Annotated in this window: 18 protein-coding genes; 14 read left to right on the forward strand and 4 right to left on the reverse strand. The window is 66.0% G+C overall.

Annotated elements, in window-relative coordinates:
• Positions 1 to 135 precede the first annotated feature (135 nt).
• Entirely contained in the window at positions 136 to 735 is a 600-nt protein-coding gene (locus L8F97_RS10190; protein WP_242150109.1) for a Dps family protein, read from the forward strand.
• A 257-nt stretch (positions 736 to 992) separates the two neighbouring features.
• Here the strand turns inward: L8F97_RS10190 and L8F97_RS10195 are convergent, their stop codons facing one another.
• Positions 993 to 1838, reverse strand: a complete 846-nt coding sequence (locus L8F97_RS10195) for an oxidoreductase (RefSeq protein ID WP_242149118.1) — start codon at positions 1836 to 1838, stop codon at positions 993 to 995.
• 50 nt (positions 1839 to 1888) lie between these two features.
• Between L8F97_RS10195 and L8F97_RS10200 the strand changes: the two genes are divergently transcribed.
• Complete coding sequence (locus L8F97_RS10200) at positions 1889 to 2485, forward strand: TetR/AcrR family transcriptional regulator (RefSeq protein ID WP_242149123.1); 597 nt, start codon at positions 1889 to 1891, stop codon at positions 2483 to 2485.
• 138 nt (positions 2486 to 2623) lie between these two features.
• On the opposite strand, the gene L8F97_RS10205 is transcribed toward L8F97_RS10200, so the two are convergent.
• Both L8F97_RS10205 and L8F97_RS10210 read right to left on the reverse strand, forming a co-directional pair.
• The gene (locus L8F97_RS10205; protein ID WP_242149128.1) at positions 2624 to 2788 is read right to left on the reverse strand and encodes a hypothetical protein; all 165 of its coding nucleotides are present in this window, start codon (positions 2786 to 2788) and stop codon (positions 2624 to 2626) included.
• Positions 2789 to 2814: 26 nt separating this feature from the next.
• The gene (locus tag L8F97_RS10210; protein WP_242149130.1) at positions 2815 to 3153 is read right to left on the reverse strand and encodes an SDR family NAD(P)-dependent oxidoreductase; all 339 of its coding nucleotides are present in this window, start codon (positions 3151 to 3153) and stop codon (positions 2815 to 2817) included.
• A 366-nt stretch (positions 3154 to 3519) separates the two neighbouring features.
• Between L8F97_RS10210 and L8F97_RS10215 the strand changes: the two genes are divergently transcribed.
• The 6 genes from L8F97_RS10215 (at position 3520) to L8F97_RS10240 (ending at position 11542) form a co-directional block, all read left to right on the forward strand.
• Positions 3520 to 4533, forward strand: a complete 1014-nt coding sequence (locus L8F97_RS10215) for an SDR family oxidoreductase (RefSeq protein WP_242149132.1) — start codon at positions 3520 to 3522, stop codon at positions 4531 to 4533.
• A gap of 357 nt (positions 4534 to 4890) precedes the next feature.
• Positions 4891 to 5694 carry a transporter gene (locus L8F97_RS10220; RefSeq protein WP_242149133.1) on the forward strand — a complete coding sequence of 268 codons (804 nt, stop codon included), beginning with the start codon at positions 4891 to 4893 and terminating at the stop codon, positions 5692 to 5694.
• A 159-nt stretch (positions 5695 to 5853) separates the two neighbouring features.
• Positions 5854 to 7365: a carboxylesterase/lipase family protein gene (locus tag L8F97_RS10225; RefSeq protein ID WP_242149135.1), complete on the forward strand. Its 1512-nt coding sequence runs from the start codon at positions 5854 to 5856 to the stop codon at positions 7363 to 7365.
• A 186-nt stretch (positions 7366 to 7551) separates the two neighbouring features.
• The gene (locus L8F97_RS10230; RefSeq protein ID WP_242149136.1) at positions 7552 to 8520 is read left to right on the forward strand and encodes an aspartyl protease family protein; all 969 of its coding nucleotides are present in this window, start codon (positions 7552 to 7554) and stop codon (positions 8518 to 8520) included.
• A 90-nt stretch (positions 8521 to 8610) separates the two neighbouring features.
• Positions 8611 to 10422, forward strand: a complete 1812-nt coding sequence (locus tag L8F97_RS10235; protein ID WP_242149138.1) for a DUF885 domain-containing protein — start codon at positions 8611 to 8613, stop codon at positions 10420 to 10422.
• Positions 10423 to 10528: 106 nt separating this feature from the next.
• A complete protein-coding gene (locus tag L8F97_RS10240) occupies positions 10529 to 11542 on the forward strand; it encodes an SMP-30/gluconolactonase/LRE family protein (protein ID WP_242149139.1) in 1014 nt (337 codons plus the stop codon).
• A 329-nt stretch (positions 11543 to 11871) separates the two neighbouring features.
• Here the strand turns inward: L8F97_RS10240 and L8F97_RS10245 are convergent, their stop codons facing one another.
• The gene (locus L8F97_RS10245; protein ID WP_242149141.1) at positions 11872 to 12678 is read right to left on the reverse strand and encodes a hypothetical protein; all 807 of its coding nucleotides are present in this window, start codon (positions 12676 to 12678) and stop codon (positions 11872 to 11874) included.
• Between the two features lie 235 nt (positions 12679 to 12913).
• Between L8F97_RS10245 and L8F97_RS10250 the strand changes: the two genes are divergently transcribed.
• From L8F97_RS10250 to L8F97_RS10275, 6 genes are read left to right on the forward strand one after another with little or no spacing between them, the layout of a single operon-like run.
• Entirely contained in the window at positions 12914 to 13534 is a 621-nt protein-coding gene (locus L8F97_RS10250) for a DUF4129 domain-containing protein (RefSeq protein ID WP_242149143.1), read from the forward strand.
• Complete coding sequence (locus L8F97_RS10255) at positions 13531 to 14760, forward strand: hypothetical protein (protein ID WP_242149145.1); 1230 nt, start codon at positions 13531 to 13533, stop codon at positions 14758 to 14760. The genes L8F97_RS10250 and L8F97_RS10255 overlap by 4 nt, the downstream gene beginning before the upstream one ends.
• Complete coding sequence (locus L8F97_RS10260; protein WP_242150113.1) at positions 14757 to 15713, forward strand: AAA family ATPase; 957 nt, start codon at positions 14757 to 14759, stop codon at positions 15711 to 15713. The genes L8F97_RS10255 and L8F97_RS10260 overlap by 4 nt, the downstream gene beginning before the upstream one ends.
• Entirely contained in the window at positions 15710 to 17020 is a 1311-nt protein-coding gene (locus L8F97_RS10265) for a DUF58 domain-containing protein (RefSeq protein WP_242149147.1), read from the forward strand. Before L8F97_RS10260 ends, L8F97_RS10265 begins: the two co-directional genes overlap by 4 nt.
• Positions 17017 to 18042, forward strand: a complete 1026-nt coding sequence (locus L8F97_RS10270; protein ID WP_242149149.1) for a stage II sporulation protein M — start codon at positions 17017 to 17019, stop codon at positions 18040 to 18042. Before L8F97_RS10265 ends, L8F97_RS10270 begins: the two co-directional genes overlap by 4 nt.
• On the forward strand, positions 18020 to 18874 hold the full coding sequence (locus L8F97_RS10275; RefSeq protein WP_242149151.1) for an RDD family protein: 855 nt from the start codon (positions 18020 to 18022) through the stop codon (positions 18872 to 18874). Before L8F97_RS10270 ends, L8F97_RS10275 begins: the two co-directional genes overlap by 23 nt.
• The last annotated feature ends 94 nt before the right edge of the window (positions 18875 to 18968 follow it).

Genomic DNA, 18968 nt, shown 5'->3' on the forward strand with positions numbered 1-18968 from the left:
GAAGCGTGTGCCGCCTGTCGCTACACCGGATCGCATCGAAATTCGCGTTTTTATCGGACCTGACGCGGACCTTTAGAGCCATGTTCCCTGTTGTATGCCCGCACGATCCCCAACACCGAGATGGAGTTGAAGCTCATGGCGAAGAAGCCTGACAAACAGACCGCCCCTTCCACTGACGAAGCGCAGCCGCGCTATGCCGTCGAATATCGCGAAATCCAGCCGTACGGAACGTTGAAGAATCTACCGATCGCGCTTGAGGATAACGCCCGTGCGCAAAGCGTGGAGATCCTCAATCAGGTTCTGGTCGATACGATGACCCTGCGCGACATGTACAAGAAGCATCATTGGCAGATGTCTGGTGCGACCTTCTATCAGCTTCACCTGCTGCTCGATAAGCACTTCGAGGAGCAGTCGGCATTGGTCGACATGATTGCTGAACGTATCATGGCGCTTGGCGGCATCAGCATCGCCATGGCGCCTGATGTCGCGGAAATGACCCGCATCCCCCGTCCGCCCAGAGGTCGGGAGGACGTTCCGTCGCAGCTTGCACGCCTGCTTGAAGCCCATGAGATCATCCTGCGTCAGGCCCATGAGGGCGCGGAAGCCGCGGACGAGTCCGGGGATGACGGCACCAACGATCTGCTGGTCAGCAACATCATCCGTACCGGTGAGCCGCAGGTATGGTTCTTGGCCGAACATCTCGCGGCAACCGAACTGGTTCGCCCGGACGCGTAAACAGACGGATGACGCACACGACTTGGTTGTGTGCGTCACTTCCGACGCCCATCGCGCTGGCAGCGCGCTGGGCGGATACGGCTTGTGCCGTCTAGCAAGCCGGGCAGCTCTTCGTTTCGGACTGCAGTTATAACTCCGGACAAACTCAGCCGGCATAGGCTGATCACGATTATGGACGGTTCTGGACGAGTTCGGATTGCGTTGCGGCAGATCAATCATCGAGCCAGATACAACGCGCGGGCTACTGTTCCGAACGCTCAGGCCGCGAAGCTGGTCGACCGGGAGAGCGTATCCCAGGCATCGCGTTCCGTCTTCATCGCATCCAGCTTCTGATCGACTAAGCCCAGTGCATCGGCGCCAAGAAAAAGCCGGGTAGGCGGGCTTTCGGCTTCGAACAAGGCGAGCAGCGCCTGGGCGGCCTTGGCCGGATCGCCCGGCTGGTTGCCGCTCTTGGCTTGGCGCGCCTCTCGCAACGGATCCATCACCGCGTCATAGTCTGCAATGCTGCGCGGCGTACGGTCCATCGAGCGCCCCGCCCAGTCAGTGCGGAACTGGCCGGGCGCAAGCGCCGTCACCCGGATGCCAAAGGCCGCCACCTCCTTGCCGAGGCTTTCGGAGATACCCTCGAGAGCGAACTTGCTACCGCAGTAGAAGCTGATCCCTGGCATGGTGATGAACCCACCCATCGAGGTCACGTTGACAATGTGGCCGGCCCGGCGCTCCCGCATGCCAGGCAGCACCGCCTTTATCATCGCCACGGGTCCGAAAACGTTGGCGGCGAACTGCCGCTGGAGATCGTTGATCGAAGATTCTTCCAGCACGCCCTCATGGCCGTAGCCGGCGTTGTTCACCAGCACGTCGATTGGCCCGATCTCCTGCTCCGCTTTGTCGACTGCCAAAGGGATGGCGGTATAGTTTGTGACATCGAGCACGAGCGGATGCGCACGGCCGGGCGCGAGGGCAGCGAACGCACCGGCGTCGCCGTCCCGCCGCACGGTACCGATTACCTTGTGTCCGGCTTTCAGCGCGCCTTCGGCAAAGGCGCGTCCCAACCCCGAGCTGACGCCAGTGATCAGGAAGGTTTTGGGCAGAGTGATGGTCATGCGATACCTCCGGGGAAAACCACGTACATATATCATGATATAGGAAGCGTATGCCGGGCAGCAAGACAAGGGTTTCGACTTTCGAGAAAGGCGAGCCCGTTCGCCAGCGGATCCTCGATGCGGCGGAACGGCTGCTCCGCAGCGGCGAGGCCGAGTTCTCGATGCGCGACCTTGCCGCCGAAGCAGGGGTCAGCTTCGCTACGCCCTTCAACCAGTTCGGAAGCAAGGCGGGGATCATGCACGCTCTGTCCGCTCGGCGGATCGAGACCATGGCGGAGCGCTATGCTGCCGTGACGCCTCCAGTAGACGCAACAGGTCGCGTTCGGCTGGCGATTGAGGTGGCAGTTGCCGTCATGCTGGACGAGCCCGACGTGAACCGTGCGGTGATGGGGTCGATCGCCACCGCGGGGCCAGCAAGAGCCGATGCCTTGACCCGCTCCACAGCCTTCTGGACGCTGGCGGTGGGCGCCTCCGAAGGTGAGGCCGCGCCGAACCGGCAACGTTGGCGCGATCTGCCTATCCAACTCGCCTTAGCCTTTCGCGGGGCCTTGTCGTTTTGGTCGGCTGGTGAGCTACCCGATGCAGAGCTTGCTCCGGCGGCCCTCGCAACTGCGAACACCCTGATGCTCGGCTTTGCCAAGCAATAGCAGCCTTTTAGGGTCTGCAAGCGCCAGTCGGGCGGTTATCGTGCTCGAAAGGGCAGCACGGCAACGTGTCGGCTACCCAGGTTGACCTTCAGATTGCTTTACGGCTTTCCCTGATCCCAATCGCATGCTCACCTCTGCCTAGGCTGTCTGCAACCAAGTGATCGCGTCCGCCCCGGCCGGCAGATACGCCGGTGCGCTCATGTCAGTCACTGCGCGCCAGACCGCCGCGGCAACGTCCTCGGACGAGGTGTTCGGGCCAGTGTCCTGCTGCCAGCCCGCCATCACCTGCTCAACCAACGGCATATAGGACTTCGGGACGCCGCCGGTTATCACCGCGTCGGCGTTGTCCCCCTAAGCGCGTCGTCGGCGCGCGGCCCGGTAGCACAACCCGGTCGCGCGCGTTGAACGGCGCGAGTTCGAGATCCACACTGTCTGAAAAGGCATTCACGGCCGCCTTGATGGCTGTGTAAACCGACAGCAGCGGCAGCGGCCGGTAGGTCCGAGGAGGTGACGTTGACGACGACGCCGTTGCGCCGCTCGCGCATCTGCGGCAGCACCGCCTGCATCATCGCGATCGTGCCGAGCGTTTTGGTCTCAAGGATGTGCCGCGCCGCCTCGATCGGCGTGCCCTCTAGTGCGTTGGGGAAGCCGACACCGGCATTGTTCACTAGAGCGTCGATCGGACTCGCATACGCCTGCGGCCACGTGCCAGCAGCTCCTGCAAGATTGCTGGGACGCAGACGGAACCGTTGGAACGTCCGAGATCGATGGAGCTTAGTACTTCCGACAGCCCACCAAGTTGGTGGGCGATCATCGACATCTGTCGATCTTTATCAGGTTCTGTTTAGCCGGTTCGCAGCTGGCGGGCGGCCGTTCGTAAAGCTGCGTGGCGCATGATGGTAGGGCCACATAGCGAGGTTTCACTCTGCCACTCCTGACGCTGACCAAGCGGCTTAAAAAGCAAGGGAGCCATTAGATCAGCAGTTTGTTCATCTCAGACGCCGCCGGATGATCGAGCGGTCCTTAGGAAACAGATGCCGATCAAGCTGAAGCCACTCACCGAGCAGGTCATCGTCGTCACCGGAGCCACGAGCGGCAACGGGCTTGCCATAGTGGAGCAGGCAGTGAAGGCCGGATCTGCTGTCGTGGCTGTCGCGCGAAACGCACACGCGCTTGACGCTTTGCAGGCGCGGCTGCGGGCCAACGGCGCCCGGATCGCCACCTGCATTGCCGATGTCAGTGATATGGCCGCAGTCGAGCGGGTAGCCGTCATTGCCATAGACGCGTTCGGCGGGTTCGACAGCTGGGTGAACAACGCAGGAGTCGGCACATACGGCACGCTGGAACAAGTGCCGGTTGAAGATCATCGGCGCGTGTTCGACGTGAACTATTTTGGTACTCTCAACGGCTCGCTGGTCGCGGCACGGCATCTCCGTGGACGAGGCGGTGCGATCGTCAACGTCGGCTCGATCCTTGGTGACCGCGCGATTGTCCAGCAGGGCGCATATTGCGCAACCAAGCATGCTGTGCAGGCGCTGACCGATACGCTGCGTATGGAGCTTGAGCGTGAAGATGCTGGCATTTCCGTCACGCTGGTGAAGCCCGGTGCGATTGATACGCCCTTTCCTGAGCATGCTCGCAACTTCATGGACAAACCGCCCCGACTGCCACCGCCGCTCTACGCGCCCGAAGTGGTTGCTGACGCCGTGCTGTTCGCCTGCGCTCATGCCAAGCGCACGCTCTATGCGGGCGGCGGCGGACTGCTCTCGTCTGCACTCTCCCAAGCAGCTCCGCGCCTGGCCGACCTGGCGATGGAAGTCGTCAGTACGACTGCCCAGCAGAAACCCGGCGACCCAGGTGATCCGAAGCGCCGGGACAATCTTTATGAGGCGCGTACTGACGCGCTACGCGGCAGCCAGCATGTTCATGCCCGCCGGTCCAGTCTCGCCCTGCAGCTTCAGAAGCTGCCGTTTTCCTCTGTTGCACTCGCGGCCATCGGTGCTTCAGCCGTCGCGCTTACGGCGCGCGCTGTCGCGCGACGGCGTTGATATCTACAAACGCCGCATCAGGTGTTTAGCCGCGGCATCTGGTCGATCAACGTTGTATTGAAGTTGCTCAACGACACGGATCGCTGCTCGCGCCTCTTTGTACAGGGAGAAGTGCAACAGCGATCGTGAAGATCGTACATCCCTAAACCGGAAGCGAGGTCGGCAAAACCTTCACGGTCGGCGGGTCCGATGTTGGCTTCTGCCCTGCTAGCACCTGCCTAATGTAAAACGTCTACACTCATGAAAAAATTAGCGCTCTGCGAAATGTCTTTGGTGTACCAGCCGCCGACAAAAACGGGCGATCGGCACTGCGACGGCACGAACGTCCTGCCAACGTCACACATCGGGGAAAACTACATGCGAATGCGCACGATCATCTGGACAAGTGTTGCGCTGTTCATCGCGGGGCCGGCGATGGCGGACGAAGAACCGCGCTTTTGCCCGACACGCCCGAGCATCGGTGGGTCGAGCTGCACCACCGAGCCGGGGCAGGTGCACGTGGAATATTCGTTCCTCGACTGGCAGCGGGACGATCAGGCCGATCAGCGTAACGACCGGATCGTAACGGCGGATCTTCTGACCCGCGTCGGCATCGGCAAGAACACCGAGCTGCAACTGGGTTGGACCGGGTTCGGGCATGACCGTACGCGCGACAAGACGTCCGGCGCCATCGACACGGTCAATGGCACGGGCGACGTTACGTTCGCGGTCCGCCAGCATCTTGCGGGCGAGGAAGGGAAGCCGTTCTCCACGGGGATTCAGGCGTTTGTCACGGCGCCGACCGGTCGCAATCCGGTCGGTGCGGGAACATGGACGACGGGGGTGATCATTCCCGTTCAATACGATCTTACCGAAAAGGTCGCGGTTTCGTTCACCGGGGAGGCGGACGCCGCCGCAAACGAGTCAGGCGATGGGCGGCACCTTGCCTACAGCGGCATCGCGGGCCTGCGTTATAAATTGACCGACAACATCTCAACCTTCGCGGAGCTGTCGCTCGAGCGTGACGATGATCCGGAAAAGCACGAGACGTTTGCACTCGCGGCGATTTCAACAGCCTGGCGACCGATCAAGACGCTGCAGTTCGACGTGTCGGCGGTGGCAGGGCTCAACCGCGCGTCGCCGGACATCCGGCTCGTCACTGGCGGGGCGGTGCTGTTCTAGCACTGCGCGCGCGAGGCAATGCCCTAGCCGGAGCAGGACCGAGGCATCTCAGTGCACGCCACAGAGTGGCTGGGGCTTCGCGCTTGCCACAGGGCCACCGGACGTGACAGCATGTCCTCCAACGACGATCCGACTGAGGACGTTGGGGGAGGATGATGAATGACGGTACGCCGATTTTTGCTTCTGCTCGGCATGATCGGCACGTCGGCAACGGCGGCGCCGGTGGTGAAGATCGCGCAAGGCAGCTTGAACGGTGGCGAAGCCGCCGGTGTCGCGGTGTTCAAGGGCATCCCCTACGCGGCGCCCCCGGTCGGCACCTTACGCTGGCGGGCGCCCGCAGCGGCCCCGACATGGTCGGGGGTGCGGCAAGCCGCGGCATACGGACCGGTTTGCCCCCAGGCGCACGTCACCTGGGCCGGGCACGACCTCGATCGCACCAGCGAGGATTGTCTCACGCTTAACGTGTGGACGCCGCACGCGGCGGTCGGTGCGCGCCTGCCGGTGCTGGTCTGGTTCCACGGCGGCGGGTACACGGCCGGCGCAGGCTCGCAGCGCACCTATGAGGGCAGCACGCTCGCGCGCCGGGGCGTGGTGATCGTGACGGTGAACTACCGCCTTGGCGTGCTCGGCTACCTCGCCCATCCGGCGCTGAGCAAGGAGGCGAAGGACGGCACCTCCGGCAATTACGGCCTGCTCGATCAGATCGCCGCGCTCCACTGGGTTCAGGCGAATATCGCGCGCTTCGGTGGCGACCCCAAGAATGTCACGGTCGCAGGGCAGTCGGCGGGCGGTGGATCGGCCATGTTGGTGTCGATCGCGCCGCGTGCCCGGGGCCTCTTCCAGAAGGCGATTTTTGAGAGCGGCGCGGCGCTCGGTCTGCCTGGCGCGGGCGAGACTGGGCTTGGTCCGGCAGAGGCGACCGGCGCGGCGTTCGCGAGAACGCTGAAGGTGCAGACCCTTGCTCAGCTTCGCGCGCTGCCGGTGGCGACGCTGTTGGGAGCGGTCACGCCGCGTGTGAGCACCGGCCCGATCCTCGACGGCAAGGTGGTGCCGATGGATATCACCGCCGCCTATCGCAGCGGTCGGGACGCGGGCGTGCCGATCCTGCTCGGCTGGAACAGCAACGAGGCGGCGCGTTTCATCGATCATGCGACGCTGGCGGGGTACGCCGCATCCGCCCGGCAGAGCTATGGGCCGCTCGCGCCCGGCTTGCTCCGCCTGTACCCCGCGACGACCGAGGCTGCCGCCACGCGCGCCGCACAGGATCTGATGAGCGACGCCGGCTTCGGCTGGCGAAGCTGGAGTATCGCCGAGGCGCGAAACAGGGCAGGCGCGGCTCCGGTGTTCCTCTACCAGTTCGACGATCCTCCGCCGGGGCCGGACGGATCGCGAACGAACGGCGCGGTTCACTCCGATGAGCTTGGCTTCGTGTGGGGAAACGACGATCCGCACGGGCGCTGGTCGGCCGCCGATCGCGCGCTGTCCGACGATATGCAGGCTTACTGGGTCGATTTCATGCGCAAGGGCGATCCCAACGGCTCCGGCCTGCCGCGATGGGATGCATATCGCGGCAGAGGGACTGCGGTGTGGCTGCGTCGCGACGGCATAACGGTGGCGCGCCCGCTCCGCGTGGAGAAACTGCGTGACGTGGACGCGTTGCTACCGCGGTAAGGACACGCCGCTCCGGAGATCTTCGCGAGCCTGTTCATACGGCGCGGCGGGTGTAGGTTGCAGCCAATCGCCACAGGCATCTGGAGGGGGCGGCATGCCCGCACGACCACCTAACGCGCGTTGCTATCCACTCGGTCAAACCCGCGACCGGACGATCCAGACCCCGGTTCTCGCGGGCGCGCGCGCGTGATCCCCGCCGTATTGGCTGCGTGTCTGAGTGTTGCGCCGGTTTCGGCCCATCCTCCTCCCGCCGGTGCGGCAGGCGCGCCTGAGCCGTCGTCGCTGGCGCCGTTGCCGCTTGCGACCCTGGACGAGACGCTGGATATCGCGGGCGATCCGCTCAATGCAGCGGAGGTCCGGACCCGCCTGACTTTGCCGGTCGCGGTGAACGGCGTCGGTCCGTTTCGCTTCGTGGTGGATAGCGGAGCGGACCGGTCGGTGGTCGGGTTGCGCCTGGCCGCCCGGCTGCGGCTGCGTCCGGAGGGTTGCCTGCGCCTGCACGGCATGGCCGCGACCACACTGGTACCCGCCGTGCACCTCGACAGCCTCGACTGGGGCGGCGGGCAAATCGAGAACGTGTCGACGCCTGCGCTTCCCGACGAGGCGATCGGAGCGGACGGACTGCTCGGCATAGACGCTCTGGCCGGGCGGCGACTGAAGCTGGATTTCGAAGCGCGAGCGATCACCGTGGAGGATCCGCAGCGGCGTGAGACGACACCGGCAGGGGAGCCGGGCGATATCGTCGTGACGGCGCGGCGGCAGCACGGGCAATTGATCCTCACGGCGGCGACGTCCTCCGGCGTCAAGATGCTCGCTGTCATTGACACGGGGGCGGAGGTCACAGTCGGCAACAGCGCGCTGCGCGCACGTGTGCTGGCGCGCAAACAACCGCTTGAGCCGCATCCGGTCGATCTGATCAGTGTGACCGGGGATCGATTGATCGCCGATCTGGTGACCATACCGGATCTCTCCATCGGGGGCCTGCGGATCAGGGATCTGCCGGTGGCGTTTGTCGACGCGCCGCCGTTCGCGCTCTTCGGGCTGTCCGACAAACCCGCCGTGTTGCTCGGCACCGACGTGCTGCAGGCGTTCAGACGCGTCAGCCTGGACTTTCGCCGCCGCAAGGTGCGCTTTTCGTTACGCGCACCGCGATAGCGCCGATCGCAGCACCCGCAATCCGATCCTTGTCGACGGGCGGGGGCGCGGCTAGCGCTGCGTCACCAATCGTTGGGGGGAAGATGTCGGATGCTTACCAAACGCGCGTTTGTCGGGATGCTGATGGCGGGTACGACCCTGCCGCTGATCGAGCCTGTCATGGCCTGCGCCGCCACCGGCACCGGCGCCGAAGACGCCCGGCTGCTGCACTTCCTCGATGCGGCGTTCGATGCGAGTGTCGCGCTCAGCCCGGAGACGCAGACCAGCCTCGGCCTCAAGACGAACTACGACCGGCTCGACGATTACACCGACGCGGCCGCACAGCGCGCGCAGGCGCTTGAGGATGCGCAACTCGCCGACATGCGGCGCAGTTTCGCGCTCGACCGGCTTGGGCCGGATGCGCAGCTCAGCTACCGTCTGTTCGAGGCGCAGGTCGCCACCGACAAGCGCCAGTCCGCGTTCCGCGATTATGCGTTCCCGGTTTCCACCAACGGCAGCCCGGCCGGCAACATCCCGGTGTTCCTCATCAACCAGCACCGCATCGATACGGTGGCGGATGCGCACGCCTATGTCGCCCGGATACGCGATTCGCTGCGGGTGATGCGGGAGGTCGCCGCGACCATCCGGAAACAGGCGGCGAAGGGTATCGTGCCGCCGAAGATGGTCTTCGCTCCCGCGCGCGGGGACGCTCGCCAGGTCATCACCGGCGCTCCGTTCGATCACGGCGCGGACAGCAGTCTGCTCGCCGACTTCAAGACCAAGGTCGGCAAGCTTTCCGCCCCCGATGCAACCAAGACGGCGCTGATCGCGGAGGCGGTGGCGGCGCTGACGGGGCCGTTCCGGCAGGGCTTCGACGTTCTGTTCGCCGCGCTCGACGAGATCGAGCCGCTTGCCAAGGGCAACGACGGCGCATGGAGCCTGCCGGGTGGCGACGCTTATTACCAGGCGCGGCTCGCCTATTATACCACGACCGACATGACGGCGGAGCAGATCCACCAGCTCGGGCTCAATCAGGTGCAATCGATCCATGCCGAGATGACCGCGGTGATGACGCGTGCGGGGTTTGCCGGATCGTTGCAGGATCTGTTCGCGGCGCTGCGTACCGATCCGAAGTTCAAATATCCCAACACCGACGCGGGCCGCCAGCTTTACCTTGGCGATGCGCGCGCGGCGATCGCGCAGACCATGGCGGCCGCGCCGCGCTTCTTCCGTCGCCTGCCCAAGGCTCCTCTGGAAGTGCGCGCGGTCGAGACATGGCGGCAGGAGACCGCGCCGGTGGCCTTTTACGATCAGCCTGCGCCCGATGGATCGCGGCCGGGCATTTTCTACGTCAACCTGGCCGACATGACGCAGGTGCAGAAGACGCAGGTGGAGGGCATCGCCCACCACGAAGGCGCGCCCGGACACCATTTCCAGATCGCCCGCGCGCAGGAACTGACCGGCGTGCCCAAGTTCCGCCGCTTCGGCTATTACGGCGCGTATACCGAAGGATGGGGGCTCTATTCCGAGCGGCTCGCCAAGGAGATGGGCGCTTACCGCGATCCTTATTCGGAACTGGGAATGCTCGCCCTGCAGGTCTGGCGCGCTTGTCGGCTGGTGCTCGACACGGGCATGCACGCCAAACGCTGGAGCCGTGACCAAGCGATCGCCTATTTCACCCAGAACGCGCCGCTGTCGGCGCGTGACGTGGTTAAGGAGGTCGACCGCTACATCAACAATCCCGGTCAGGCGACGAGCTATATGGTCGGGCAGCAGCGGATCTCCGCCTTGCGGCACAAGGCGGAAGCGGCGCTGGGCGCGCGGTTCGACATTCGCGATTTCCACGAGGTGGTGCTGGCGCATGGCGCGTTGCCGCTCGACGTGCTGACGCAACAGGTCGATGCCTGGATCGCCGCCGGCTGACGATCTGGCGTCGGCTGCGAACTGCCTTCGTTTCGATGGAGGTCATGTTGACTGCCGCCGCGCGCGCCGCGATGGTGGCGTTCTGATGAAGAGGTAGCCGATGTTCATGAACCGCCGCGCCGTCCTCGCCGGAGGGGTGGCGTTGATTGCCAGCCGCCTCGCTGCGCAAGCGCCCACGCCCGCTGTCCCCCGTGTCCGCCGGCTGTCTCCCGCGTTGGATCAAATGGTGCTGCCGGGGGCGCAGCCGGAGGTGATCGCCACCGGCATTCGCTGGGCAGAGGGTCCGTTATGGGTCGAGAAGGGCAAGTATCTGCTCTTCGCGGACCCGCCGGCCAATATCGTCCGACGCTGGCAGCGGGGCCGCCCGGTTGCGGTGTTCCTCGATCCTTCGGGTGCGGCCGGTACTGATTCGAAACTGGTTCGCGAGCCAGGTGCCAACGGGCTGGCGCTGGATGCACATGGCAGGTTGCTGATCGCCAACAGCGGCGGGCGGAGCATCGACCGTGTCGATCTGGCGACCGGGAAACGGGTGGCGCTGGTCGATCGTTACGCCGGCAAGCGTTTCAACAGCCCCAACGACATGCATGTCGCGCGCGACGGCTCGATCTATTTCACCGATCCGCCATATGGGCTGGAGGGGGGCGATGCCTCGACGTTGAAGGAACAGGCGGTCAACGGCGTCTACCGTCTGCGGCCGAACGGCGCCATCGAACTGCTCGACGGCAGCCTGCCGCGGCCTAACGGCATCGCGATGTCGCCGGACGAACGCCGGCTGTACGTGTCGGTGTCCGACGAAAAGGCGCCCCGGATCATGGTGTACGACCTTGACGCCCGGGGCATGCCCCGCAACGCGCGTGTTCTGCTCGACGCGCGGACCTTGCTGGCGGGGGGTGGTCCGGGTCTGCCCGACGGGATGAAGGTCGCGCGCGACGGGACGTTGGTCTGTTCGGTGCCTGGCGGCATGATGTTCATGACGCCGGAAGCGGAGCCGCTTGGCCTCATCGAAGATGGCTCGCCGATCGCGAACTGCGCATTCGGCGAGCGGGGTGCCGCGCTGTTCATGACGTCTGGCACCCGCGTGCTGCGGCTGGCGCTCAAACCTGGCTGGCAGGCGGGCTGATCCCCGCGCGCCTGCGCAGCTCAATTGCGGAGGCTGCCCGTTGAAGGCCATCAGTCCGCCGTCTACCGGCAGGCTCACCCCCGTACACCATACTTGCATCGTCGCCCGGCAGGAACGCCATCATCGCCACGATGTCTTTGGAGGCGAGCCGGTGTTCCGAGCGACATCCGTTCCCTGAACTTGGCCATCAACTCCGGCTCTGCCTGCATGCCTGTCCGTCAGGCTCGGGTTCACCGCCTTGACGCGACGCTGCCCTTGGCCGCACTATGTTGGCCACCACGCCTTTCGACGGGTTGTAGGCGAACATGTCCCATCCGCCCGAGCATGGCTCAGGCGAAGATGTCGGCCAGCCTGTCGGCGTCGGGACCATCCTTCCAGTTGCGCAACTCAATGAACAAAGACGCGCCGACGATCGTGAACCACGTCAGCACGACCGTCGTGACGATCGATCGCAGCAGCGCGACGGCCACCGACGGCGGCATCGGCGCACTGATATGGCCACCGCGGGTGAACGCGCCGAAGGTGCCATAGCCCGCCACGCTCGCTAGGCCGACAGCGATCAGGACGAGCATATAGATGACGAAGGCGAGCAGCATGATGCCGAACACCGGCCAGCGCGCGCCCTTCGTCAGCGCTCGGCTGCGGCCGAATGCGCCGAACACCCCCGTCCGTTCCGCCACGACGGCGGGAAGGCACACCGACCACATGACGGCGAGGAGGATCCCGGGCACCAGCAAGAAGATACTGCCGATCCACACGCCCAGCACGAACAGGAGATAGACCGCGAATAACGGCAGGGCGCGCTGTGCACCGACCTGGAGCATCTCGCGCAGATCGGCCGACCGCCCTTGATCGTGCGCGACGGTCGCCTGAACGAGGGCACCGCTGGCGACGAGCCACAATATCGCGACGACGAGCCCATAGAGGCCGAACGCGGCATAGCCGCCCCCGGTCAGGCTCCGGTTCGGCAGCGCCCATCCGCCGACTTGCCCGATCAGCAGTTGCGGCAGCGCGATCAGCACATAGGTGACGCCCAGCGTAGCGAGCGGATTGGCCTTGATGACATTTACGCTGCGGCCGAACACGCTACCGACGGACAATCCGTGGCGTTGTTCGACGAACGACTGACTTGCCATGCTGCTTCATCCCCCCAAGACCGCCCTTTCGCCGATGGTGACGAAGCGACGTGACGCTGTCCAGCGGGATCGCTCCGGAACATGGCGATAGCGGATTGCGCCGCGCGCGGATCCGGCTAAGTTCTCAGGCGGGGCAGCGCGTCGTCGCTGGGAGGGCACCATCGGCGCATCAGCACAGGTTTCGGCGGCGGATCGACTGGCCGGGGCACATGCCGCGCTGCGTGCCGATCCGTCGGTGCAGTTCACGCTGACGCGCGTACCGGCGCCGCCGCAACTGCCCGAATGGCTCCGCACGCTGGAACACTGGATCGCGAACCCGTTTCGGCCGGTCGGGCGCTTGCTGCGCGGGCTGTCCAGCCTGATGCCGGACGCGCCCTATGCCCGCATCCTGTTGTGGACGCTGCTCGCCGCGATCGCGGCGGCGGTGATCTGGATGATCGTCGATCGCATCCGCTCGGGCGAATGGCGGCTGCCCACGTGGCGGCGCGGCAGCAAGGCGACACCGGAAGCGGACGAGGACGACTGGTCGCCGGGTGCGGAGCCGGCCCGGACATGGTTGCGCGAAGCGGACCTGCTCGCCGCAGAAGGGCGCTTTGCCGAAGCGATCCACTATCTCCTGTTTCATTCGATCGACGATATTGCCCGTCGTCGCCCGGCCTTGAAGCGGCCGTCGCTGACCAGCCGAGAGCTGGCCTCCGCGACACTGCTGCCTGCCGCCGTTCGCCCGCTGTTCGCCCGCATCGCCGGGCTGGTCGAACGCAGCCTGTTCGGCGGGCGGCCGGTCGTGGATGAGGACTGGCAGGCTGCGCGGGCCGCTTATGCCGACCTCGCGCTGCCGCAGCGGTGGCGCGTGTGAGTGAGGTCGCGATCACAGCCGCCGGGGCAGGTGACGGCAAGAACGCCGACAGCATCTTCTCGCCGCTGGCGGTGGCGCTGATGCTGGTGATCGGCATTCTGGGTTTTGCCGGATCGTTGCTGCTCGGTGCGTATGCGCCCGACCTGCGATCGGGCCATAATGCGGGGGCACACGCGCTATCCACCGCCGCGACCGGCTACGCGGGCATCGTCGAACTGGCGCGCGCCACCGGGCGCAATCCGCACATCATCCGTGCGGAAGCAGGGTGGGATGACGAAGATCTGGTCGTCGCCACGCCCGAACACGGCACCGTGAACATGAGCAAGTTCCTGAAGGCACGCCGTGGCCGCCCCACGCTGATCGTCCTGCCGAAATGGGACGCGGTGGCGGACGGCCGGACGAGCGGCTGGGTAAACGTCGCCGGCCTGCTGCCGGCGTTCGACCCTGCCGGCGTCCTCGCACCCGGCGTTGTGATGACAGTCACCCGCCACCGCAGCGGCGCGCGGATGCTGCGCGTGGTCGGCCCGGGAACACCGTCGCTGGTGACATCCGCACCACAGCCGTTGCAGACGGTAACGTCGCCCGCGCTGTTACCGGTGCTGACCGACGATGCCGGTCGGATCGTGCTGGGCTGGGTCAATGGTTCCAGCGTCTACGTCCTCGCCGATCCCGATCTGCTGAACAACCACGGCATCCGCCGGCTCGACCGCGCGCGCGCCGCGCTCGACCTGCTCGATTACGTCAACGCGAACGGTGCGCGGGGTATCGACTTCGACGTGACGCTGAACGGCCTCGGCCGGGGTCGCAGCCCGCTGAAGCTTGCGTTCGAACCGCCGTTTCTCGCGATGACGCTGGCGATCGTCGTCGCGCTCGCGCTGGTCGGGTGGCAGGCGCTGGTCCGCTTCGGGCCGGCGCAACCGCCCACGCGCGCGATTGCCTTCGGCAAGGCCGCGCTGATCGACAACAGCGCGATGATCGTCCGCAAGGCCGGCCGGGAAGGCGGGCTGGGCACACGCTACGCTGCGCTGATCCGCGACCGGGCACGCGCGATGTTCGGTGTGCCGGCGCATCTGCCGGACGATGCGGTCGATCGCTATCTGGATCGTCTGCAAGGGGCGACGACGTTCACCGCGCTTGTTGCCGACGCTGGCAGCGCGAAACATCCCGCCGACATGCTCGCAGCGGCACAGGCGCTGCACCAATGGCAACAGGAGAAGACACGGTGACGGTCAACGAGGTTCAGGCGCTGGGGGCGGCGATCCGTGCCGAAATCAGCAAGGCGGTGGTCGGCCACGACGCCACGGTCGACCTGCTGTTGGTTGCGCTGTTCGCGGGCGGGCATATCCTGCTGGAAGGGCCGCCGGGTACCGCCAAGACATTGCTCGCGCACAGCTTCGCGCAGACGGTCGGGCTGAAGTTCGGGCGGATTCAGTTCACGCCCGATCTGATGCCGGGCGATATCATCGGTGCAAACCTGTTCAACTTCCAGACGTCGGCCTTCACGCTGACGCGCGGGCCGATCTTTACCGAACTGCTGCTCGCGGACGAGATCAATCGCACGTCGCCCAAGACGCAGGCGGCGTTGCTGGAGGCGATGCAGGAACGCACCGTCACCATCGACGGCGAAAGCCTTGCGCTCAGCACGCGCTTCACCGTCGTCGCGACCCAGAACCCGATCGAACAGCAGGGCGTCTACCCGTTGCCCGAGGCGCAGCTCGACCGGTTCCTGTTCAAGCAGACGGTATCCTACCCCACTGCCGAGGAAGAACGCCGGATCGTCGCCGGCCACGGCGCGCGGCAGGCGGCGATGTCGCCCGCCGACTGGGGCGTGGAAACTCGTGCGGATGCCGCGACGATCGATGCGGCGGTGGCTACGGTCGCAGGCGTGCGGCTGGTCGATGCGGTGATCGACTATATCGTCGCGTTGATCCGGGGCACGCGCGGTGTCGCCGATCTCGAAAGCGGCGCCTCGCCGCGCGCCGGTGCGATGCTGGCGGGCGCGGCGCGCGCGCGGGCGGCGCTCGACGGGCGCGACTTCGTCATTCCCGATGACGTGAAGACGCTGGCACCGGCGTTGCTGCGCCACCGGCTGATCCTGTCTCCCGCCGCCGAGATCGGCGGGCGCACGGTCGAGGACGTGGTGGCGCAGATCATCGACGCGATCGAGGCGCCGCGTTGATCTATCCGACCCGCATGGCGGTGCTGGCGGCGGTGATCGGTGCGCCGGTCACGTTGCTGGTCGCCGTGCTGTTTCCGGCCGTCTGGTATGCGGGGCTGGGCTGGCCGCTGGCGGTGCTGATCCTGGTGGTTGTCGATGCGCTGCTGGGGCACGCGCGTGCCGGCGCGACGCTCGCGCTGCCGCAGTCGGCGTCGGTGGGTGTGTCGCTGACGGTGCCGGTCGCGGTAACCATCACCGGCCAGTACGTCCGGGGCGTTGCGCAGGTGGCGATGGCCCGCGATCCGCTGGTCGCGGTCGCCAACGATGGGCGGGTCGACGTGATGCTCGACGACGGTCGCGGCACCGCTGCGCTGCTCCTGACCCCGCTGCGTCGTGGCACCGCGCGTTTCGCGGCGATTTGGGTGCGCTGGGCGGGACCGCTTGGGCTGGTCTGGCAGCAGGCGCGGATCGACGATGCGCATACGCTGCCGATCCTGCCCGATGTCGAGGCGGTTCGTCGCGACGGCGCGCAGGTGTTCCAACGCCACGCCGTGCAGGGTCTGCTCGCGCAAAGCGACCGCGGCGACGGCAATGATTTCGATGCCTTGGTCGAGTTCCGCTCGGGTATGGACCGGCGCGCGATCGACTGGAAGCAGACGGCGCGCCACCGCAGGCTCTACGCCAAGGAATATCGCACCGAACGCAACAGCCAGATCGTTTTCGCGATCGATGCCGGGCGGCAGATGTCGGATCCGATCGGCGGCATCCCGCGTGTCGATCGTGCGGTCTCGGCGGCGTTGCTGACAGGCTGGCTGGCGTTGAAGCTGGGGGATCGCGTCGCGCTCTACGCCTTCGATTCACGCCCGCGCGTCGCCAGTGGCTTCATCAGCGGTGCACCGGCTTTTCCGGAGCTCCAGCAACTCGCGGCGGCGGTGGATTACAGCGGTGACGAGACCAATTACACCTTCGCGCTGACCACGCTCGCCGCGCGGCTGACGCGACGGTCGATGATCGTGCTGTTCACCGAATTCACCGATCCGATTTCGGCGGATTTCCTGGTGCGGGCGGTCGCGCGACTGCTCAAGACCCATCTCGTGCTGATCGTGGTGCTGCGCGACGACGAACTCGAAACCATCGTCGATGCGGCGCCTGTTCAGCCCGCCGACGTGACCCGCGCGGTGACCGCCGCGGCGCTGCTGCGTGACCGCAGGCTGGTGCTGCTGCGGCTGCGTCATCTCGGCGTCCACGTCATCGAAAGCGCCTACGATCAGGTCGCCGAGCGGCTGGTCGAAGGTTATGTCGACCTCAAGCGCAGGAGCCGGTTGTGAGCGCTTTCGTCGATGCCGCCGCGCCGCTGCTCAACGCCAGCCGGTTCCGCGCCGCGCATGAGGCGGAATGGACGCGGCTCGAGGCGCTGCTGAAGCGGATCGAAAAAAAACGCTCGGTCCGCGTGCTGTCCGATGACGATCTGCTGGCGCTGCCGTTGCTGTACCGCGCCACGCTGTCGTCGCTGTCGGTCGCGCGCGAGACCTCGCTCGACCGCGCGCTGATCGCCTATCTGGAGCAATTGTGCGCGCGGGCGTACTTCCAGTTGTACGGCGTATCGGATTCGGCATGGCGCGACCTCGGGCGGTTCTTCACGCAAGGGTGGCCGGGGGCGGTCGCGTCACTCTGGCGCGAGACTTTGGTGATGACCTTCCTCACCCTGGTGGGCGCGGTTGCCGCCTATCTGCTGGTCCGTGCAGACACCTCCTGGTATTTCGGCATCATCCCCGAAGGGCTGGCGGGCGGGCGTGATCCCAGCGCATCGGCGGCGGCACTGCGCGCCACGCTCTACCACAGCAGGGACAGTGGCCTCGGCGTGTTCGCCAGTTTCCTGTTCAACCACAATGCGCAGATCGCGATCTTCGCCTTCGCACTGGGGTTCGCGTTCGTCGTGCCGACCGCGCTGCTGATCCTCTACAACGGGCTGATGCTCGGCGCGATGATCGCGGTGTTCGCGGGCAAGGGGCTGGGGCTGAACTTCGTCGCGTGGCTGGCGATCCACGGCACTACCGAGATGTTCGCGATCATCATCGCAGGCGCGGCGGGCATGCGGATCGGTACCGCCATCGCGTTTCCCGGGCGGGAGGAGCGGATGGTGGCAGTGGTCGCCGCCGGGCGCACCGCCGCGATCTCCATGGCGGGCGTGGTGCTGATGCTGGCGGTGGCGGCGATGCTCGAGGGGGTCGGGCGGCAGGTGGTGACCGGCGACGCGTTACGCGCTGGCATCGGCCTCGCCATGCTGGCGGCGTGGCTGGTCTATTATTACGGCATCGGGAGGCGTTATGCGCAGAACCGGCGCGGCTAAGCCGCCTACCACCCTCCGCCGTCGCTTCGTCACGCCCGAAGGCGTCGATCTCCAGCTCGAACTCGGCGGAGCGGGCACCCGCGCGGCGGCGTTCCTGATCGACGTGGTGTTGATGGTGATCCTGCTCGTCGTGGCGTCGCTTGGCCTGTTCGCGATCGGCACCGCGACGCGGGCGGACCTTGCCAAGATCCTCTGGCTGATCGGTGCATTCTGCCTGCGCAACGGCTGGTTCGTCCTGTTCGAGATGGGCGGACGCGGCGCCACGCCCGGCAAGCGGCTGATGGGGCTGCGGGTCATCGCCCGCGATGGTGCGCGGCTGACCGCTGGCGCGGTGCTGGCGCGCAATGCGATGCGCGAGATCGAGGTGTTCCTGCCGCTTTCCTTCCTTGCCGCGCAGGCGGCGACCGGCACGGCGGATGCTTTCCTGAGCATCTTCGCCTTGTTGTGGAGCGGCATCTTCCTGTTCTTTCCGCTGTTCAACCGCGATCGGTTGCGGATCGGCGATCTCGTCGCGGGCACTTGGGTTGTGCAAACCTCCGCACAGCGTCTCGCCGCGGACCTGTCGACGACGCGCGATCAGCCGCGCCGGGTGTTCAGCGATGCGGCGCTCGCGCTTTATGGTGTGTATGAATTGCAGGCGCTGGAGGAGGTGATCCGCAGTGGGGATGCACCGGCGCGGACCACCGTCGCGGCGACGATCCGGACCAAGGCGGGGCTGCCCGACGATGGCGACGACGACGGCTTTCTGGCCGATTATTACACCGCGCTTTGCGCAAGGCTGGAGCGGGGGCTCCTTGTCGGGCGGCGCCGGCTCGACAAATTCGGCGCGTAAAGGGGAGGCGCTGATGTCGTAGTTGCTTGCTACCATTGCCGCTTGTCGCCATCGGCCGGCGATCACAGTGCCCCCTCCCGGTGTGTGCGGGAAG

It is taken from the genome of Sphingomonas sp. BAUL-RG-20F-R05-02 (genome assembly GCF_022662305.1).
Taxonomy (GTDB): domain Bacteria; phylum Pseudomonadota; class Alphaproteobacteria; order Sphingomonadales; family Sphingomonadaceae; genus Sphingomonas.

What these genes read in the sequence shown, in the direction of transcription:
- L8F97_RS10205 (WP_242149128.1), bottom strand. Translation starts at nt 2,788, where the DNA reads ATGCCGTTGGTTGAGCAGGTGATGGCGGGCTGGCAGCAGGACACTGGC.
- L8F97_RS10240 (WP_242149139.1), top strand. Translation starts at nt 10,529, where the DNA reads ATGAACCGCCGCGCCGTCCTCGCCGGAGGGGTGGCGTTGATTGCCAGC.
- L8F97_RS10245 (WP_242149141.1), bottom strand. Translation starts at nt 12,678, where the DNA reads ATGGCAAGTCAGTCGTTCGTCGAACAACGCCACGGATTGTCCGTCGGT.
- L8F97_RS10235 (WP_242149138.1), top strand. Translation starts at nt 8,611, where the DNA reads ATGCTTACCAAACGCGCGTTTGTCGGGATGCTGATGGCGGGTACGACC.
- L8F97_RS10190 (WP_242150109.1), top strand. Translation starts at nt 136, where the DNA reads ATGGCGAAGAAGCCTGACAAACAGACCGCCCCTTCCACTGACGAAGCG.
- L8F97_RS10195 (WP_242149118.1), bottom strand. Translation starts at nt 1,838, where the DNA reads ATGACCATCACTCTGCCCAAAACCTTCCTGATCACTGGCGTCAGCTCG.
- L8F97_RS10220 (WP_242149133.1), top strand. Translation starts at nt 4,891, where the DNA reads ATGCGAATGCGCACGATCATCTGGACAAGTGTTGCGCTGTTCATCGCG.
- L8F97_RS10215 (WP_242149132.1), top strand. Translation starts at nt 3,520, where the DNA reads ATGCCGATCAAGCTGAAGCCACTCACCGAGCAGGTCATCGTCGTCACC.
- L8F97_RS10225 (WP_242149135.1), top strand. Translation starts at nt 5,854, where the DNA reads ATGACGGTACGCCGATTTTTGCTTCTGCTCGGCATGATCGGCACGTCG.
- L8F97_RS10275 (WP_242149151.1), top strand. Translation starts at nt 18,020, where the DNA reads ATGCGCAGAACCGGCGCGGCTAAGCCGCCTACCACCCTCCGCCGTCGC.
- L8F97_RS10200 (WP_242149123.1), top strand. Translation starts at nt 1,889, where the DNA reads ATGCCGGGCAGCAAGACAAGGGTTTCGACTTTCGAGAAAGGCGAGCCC.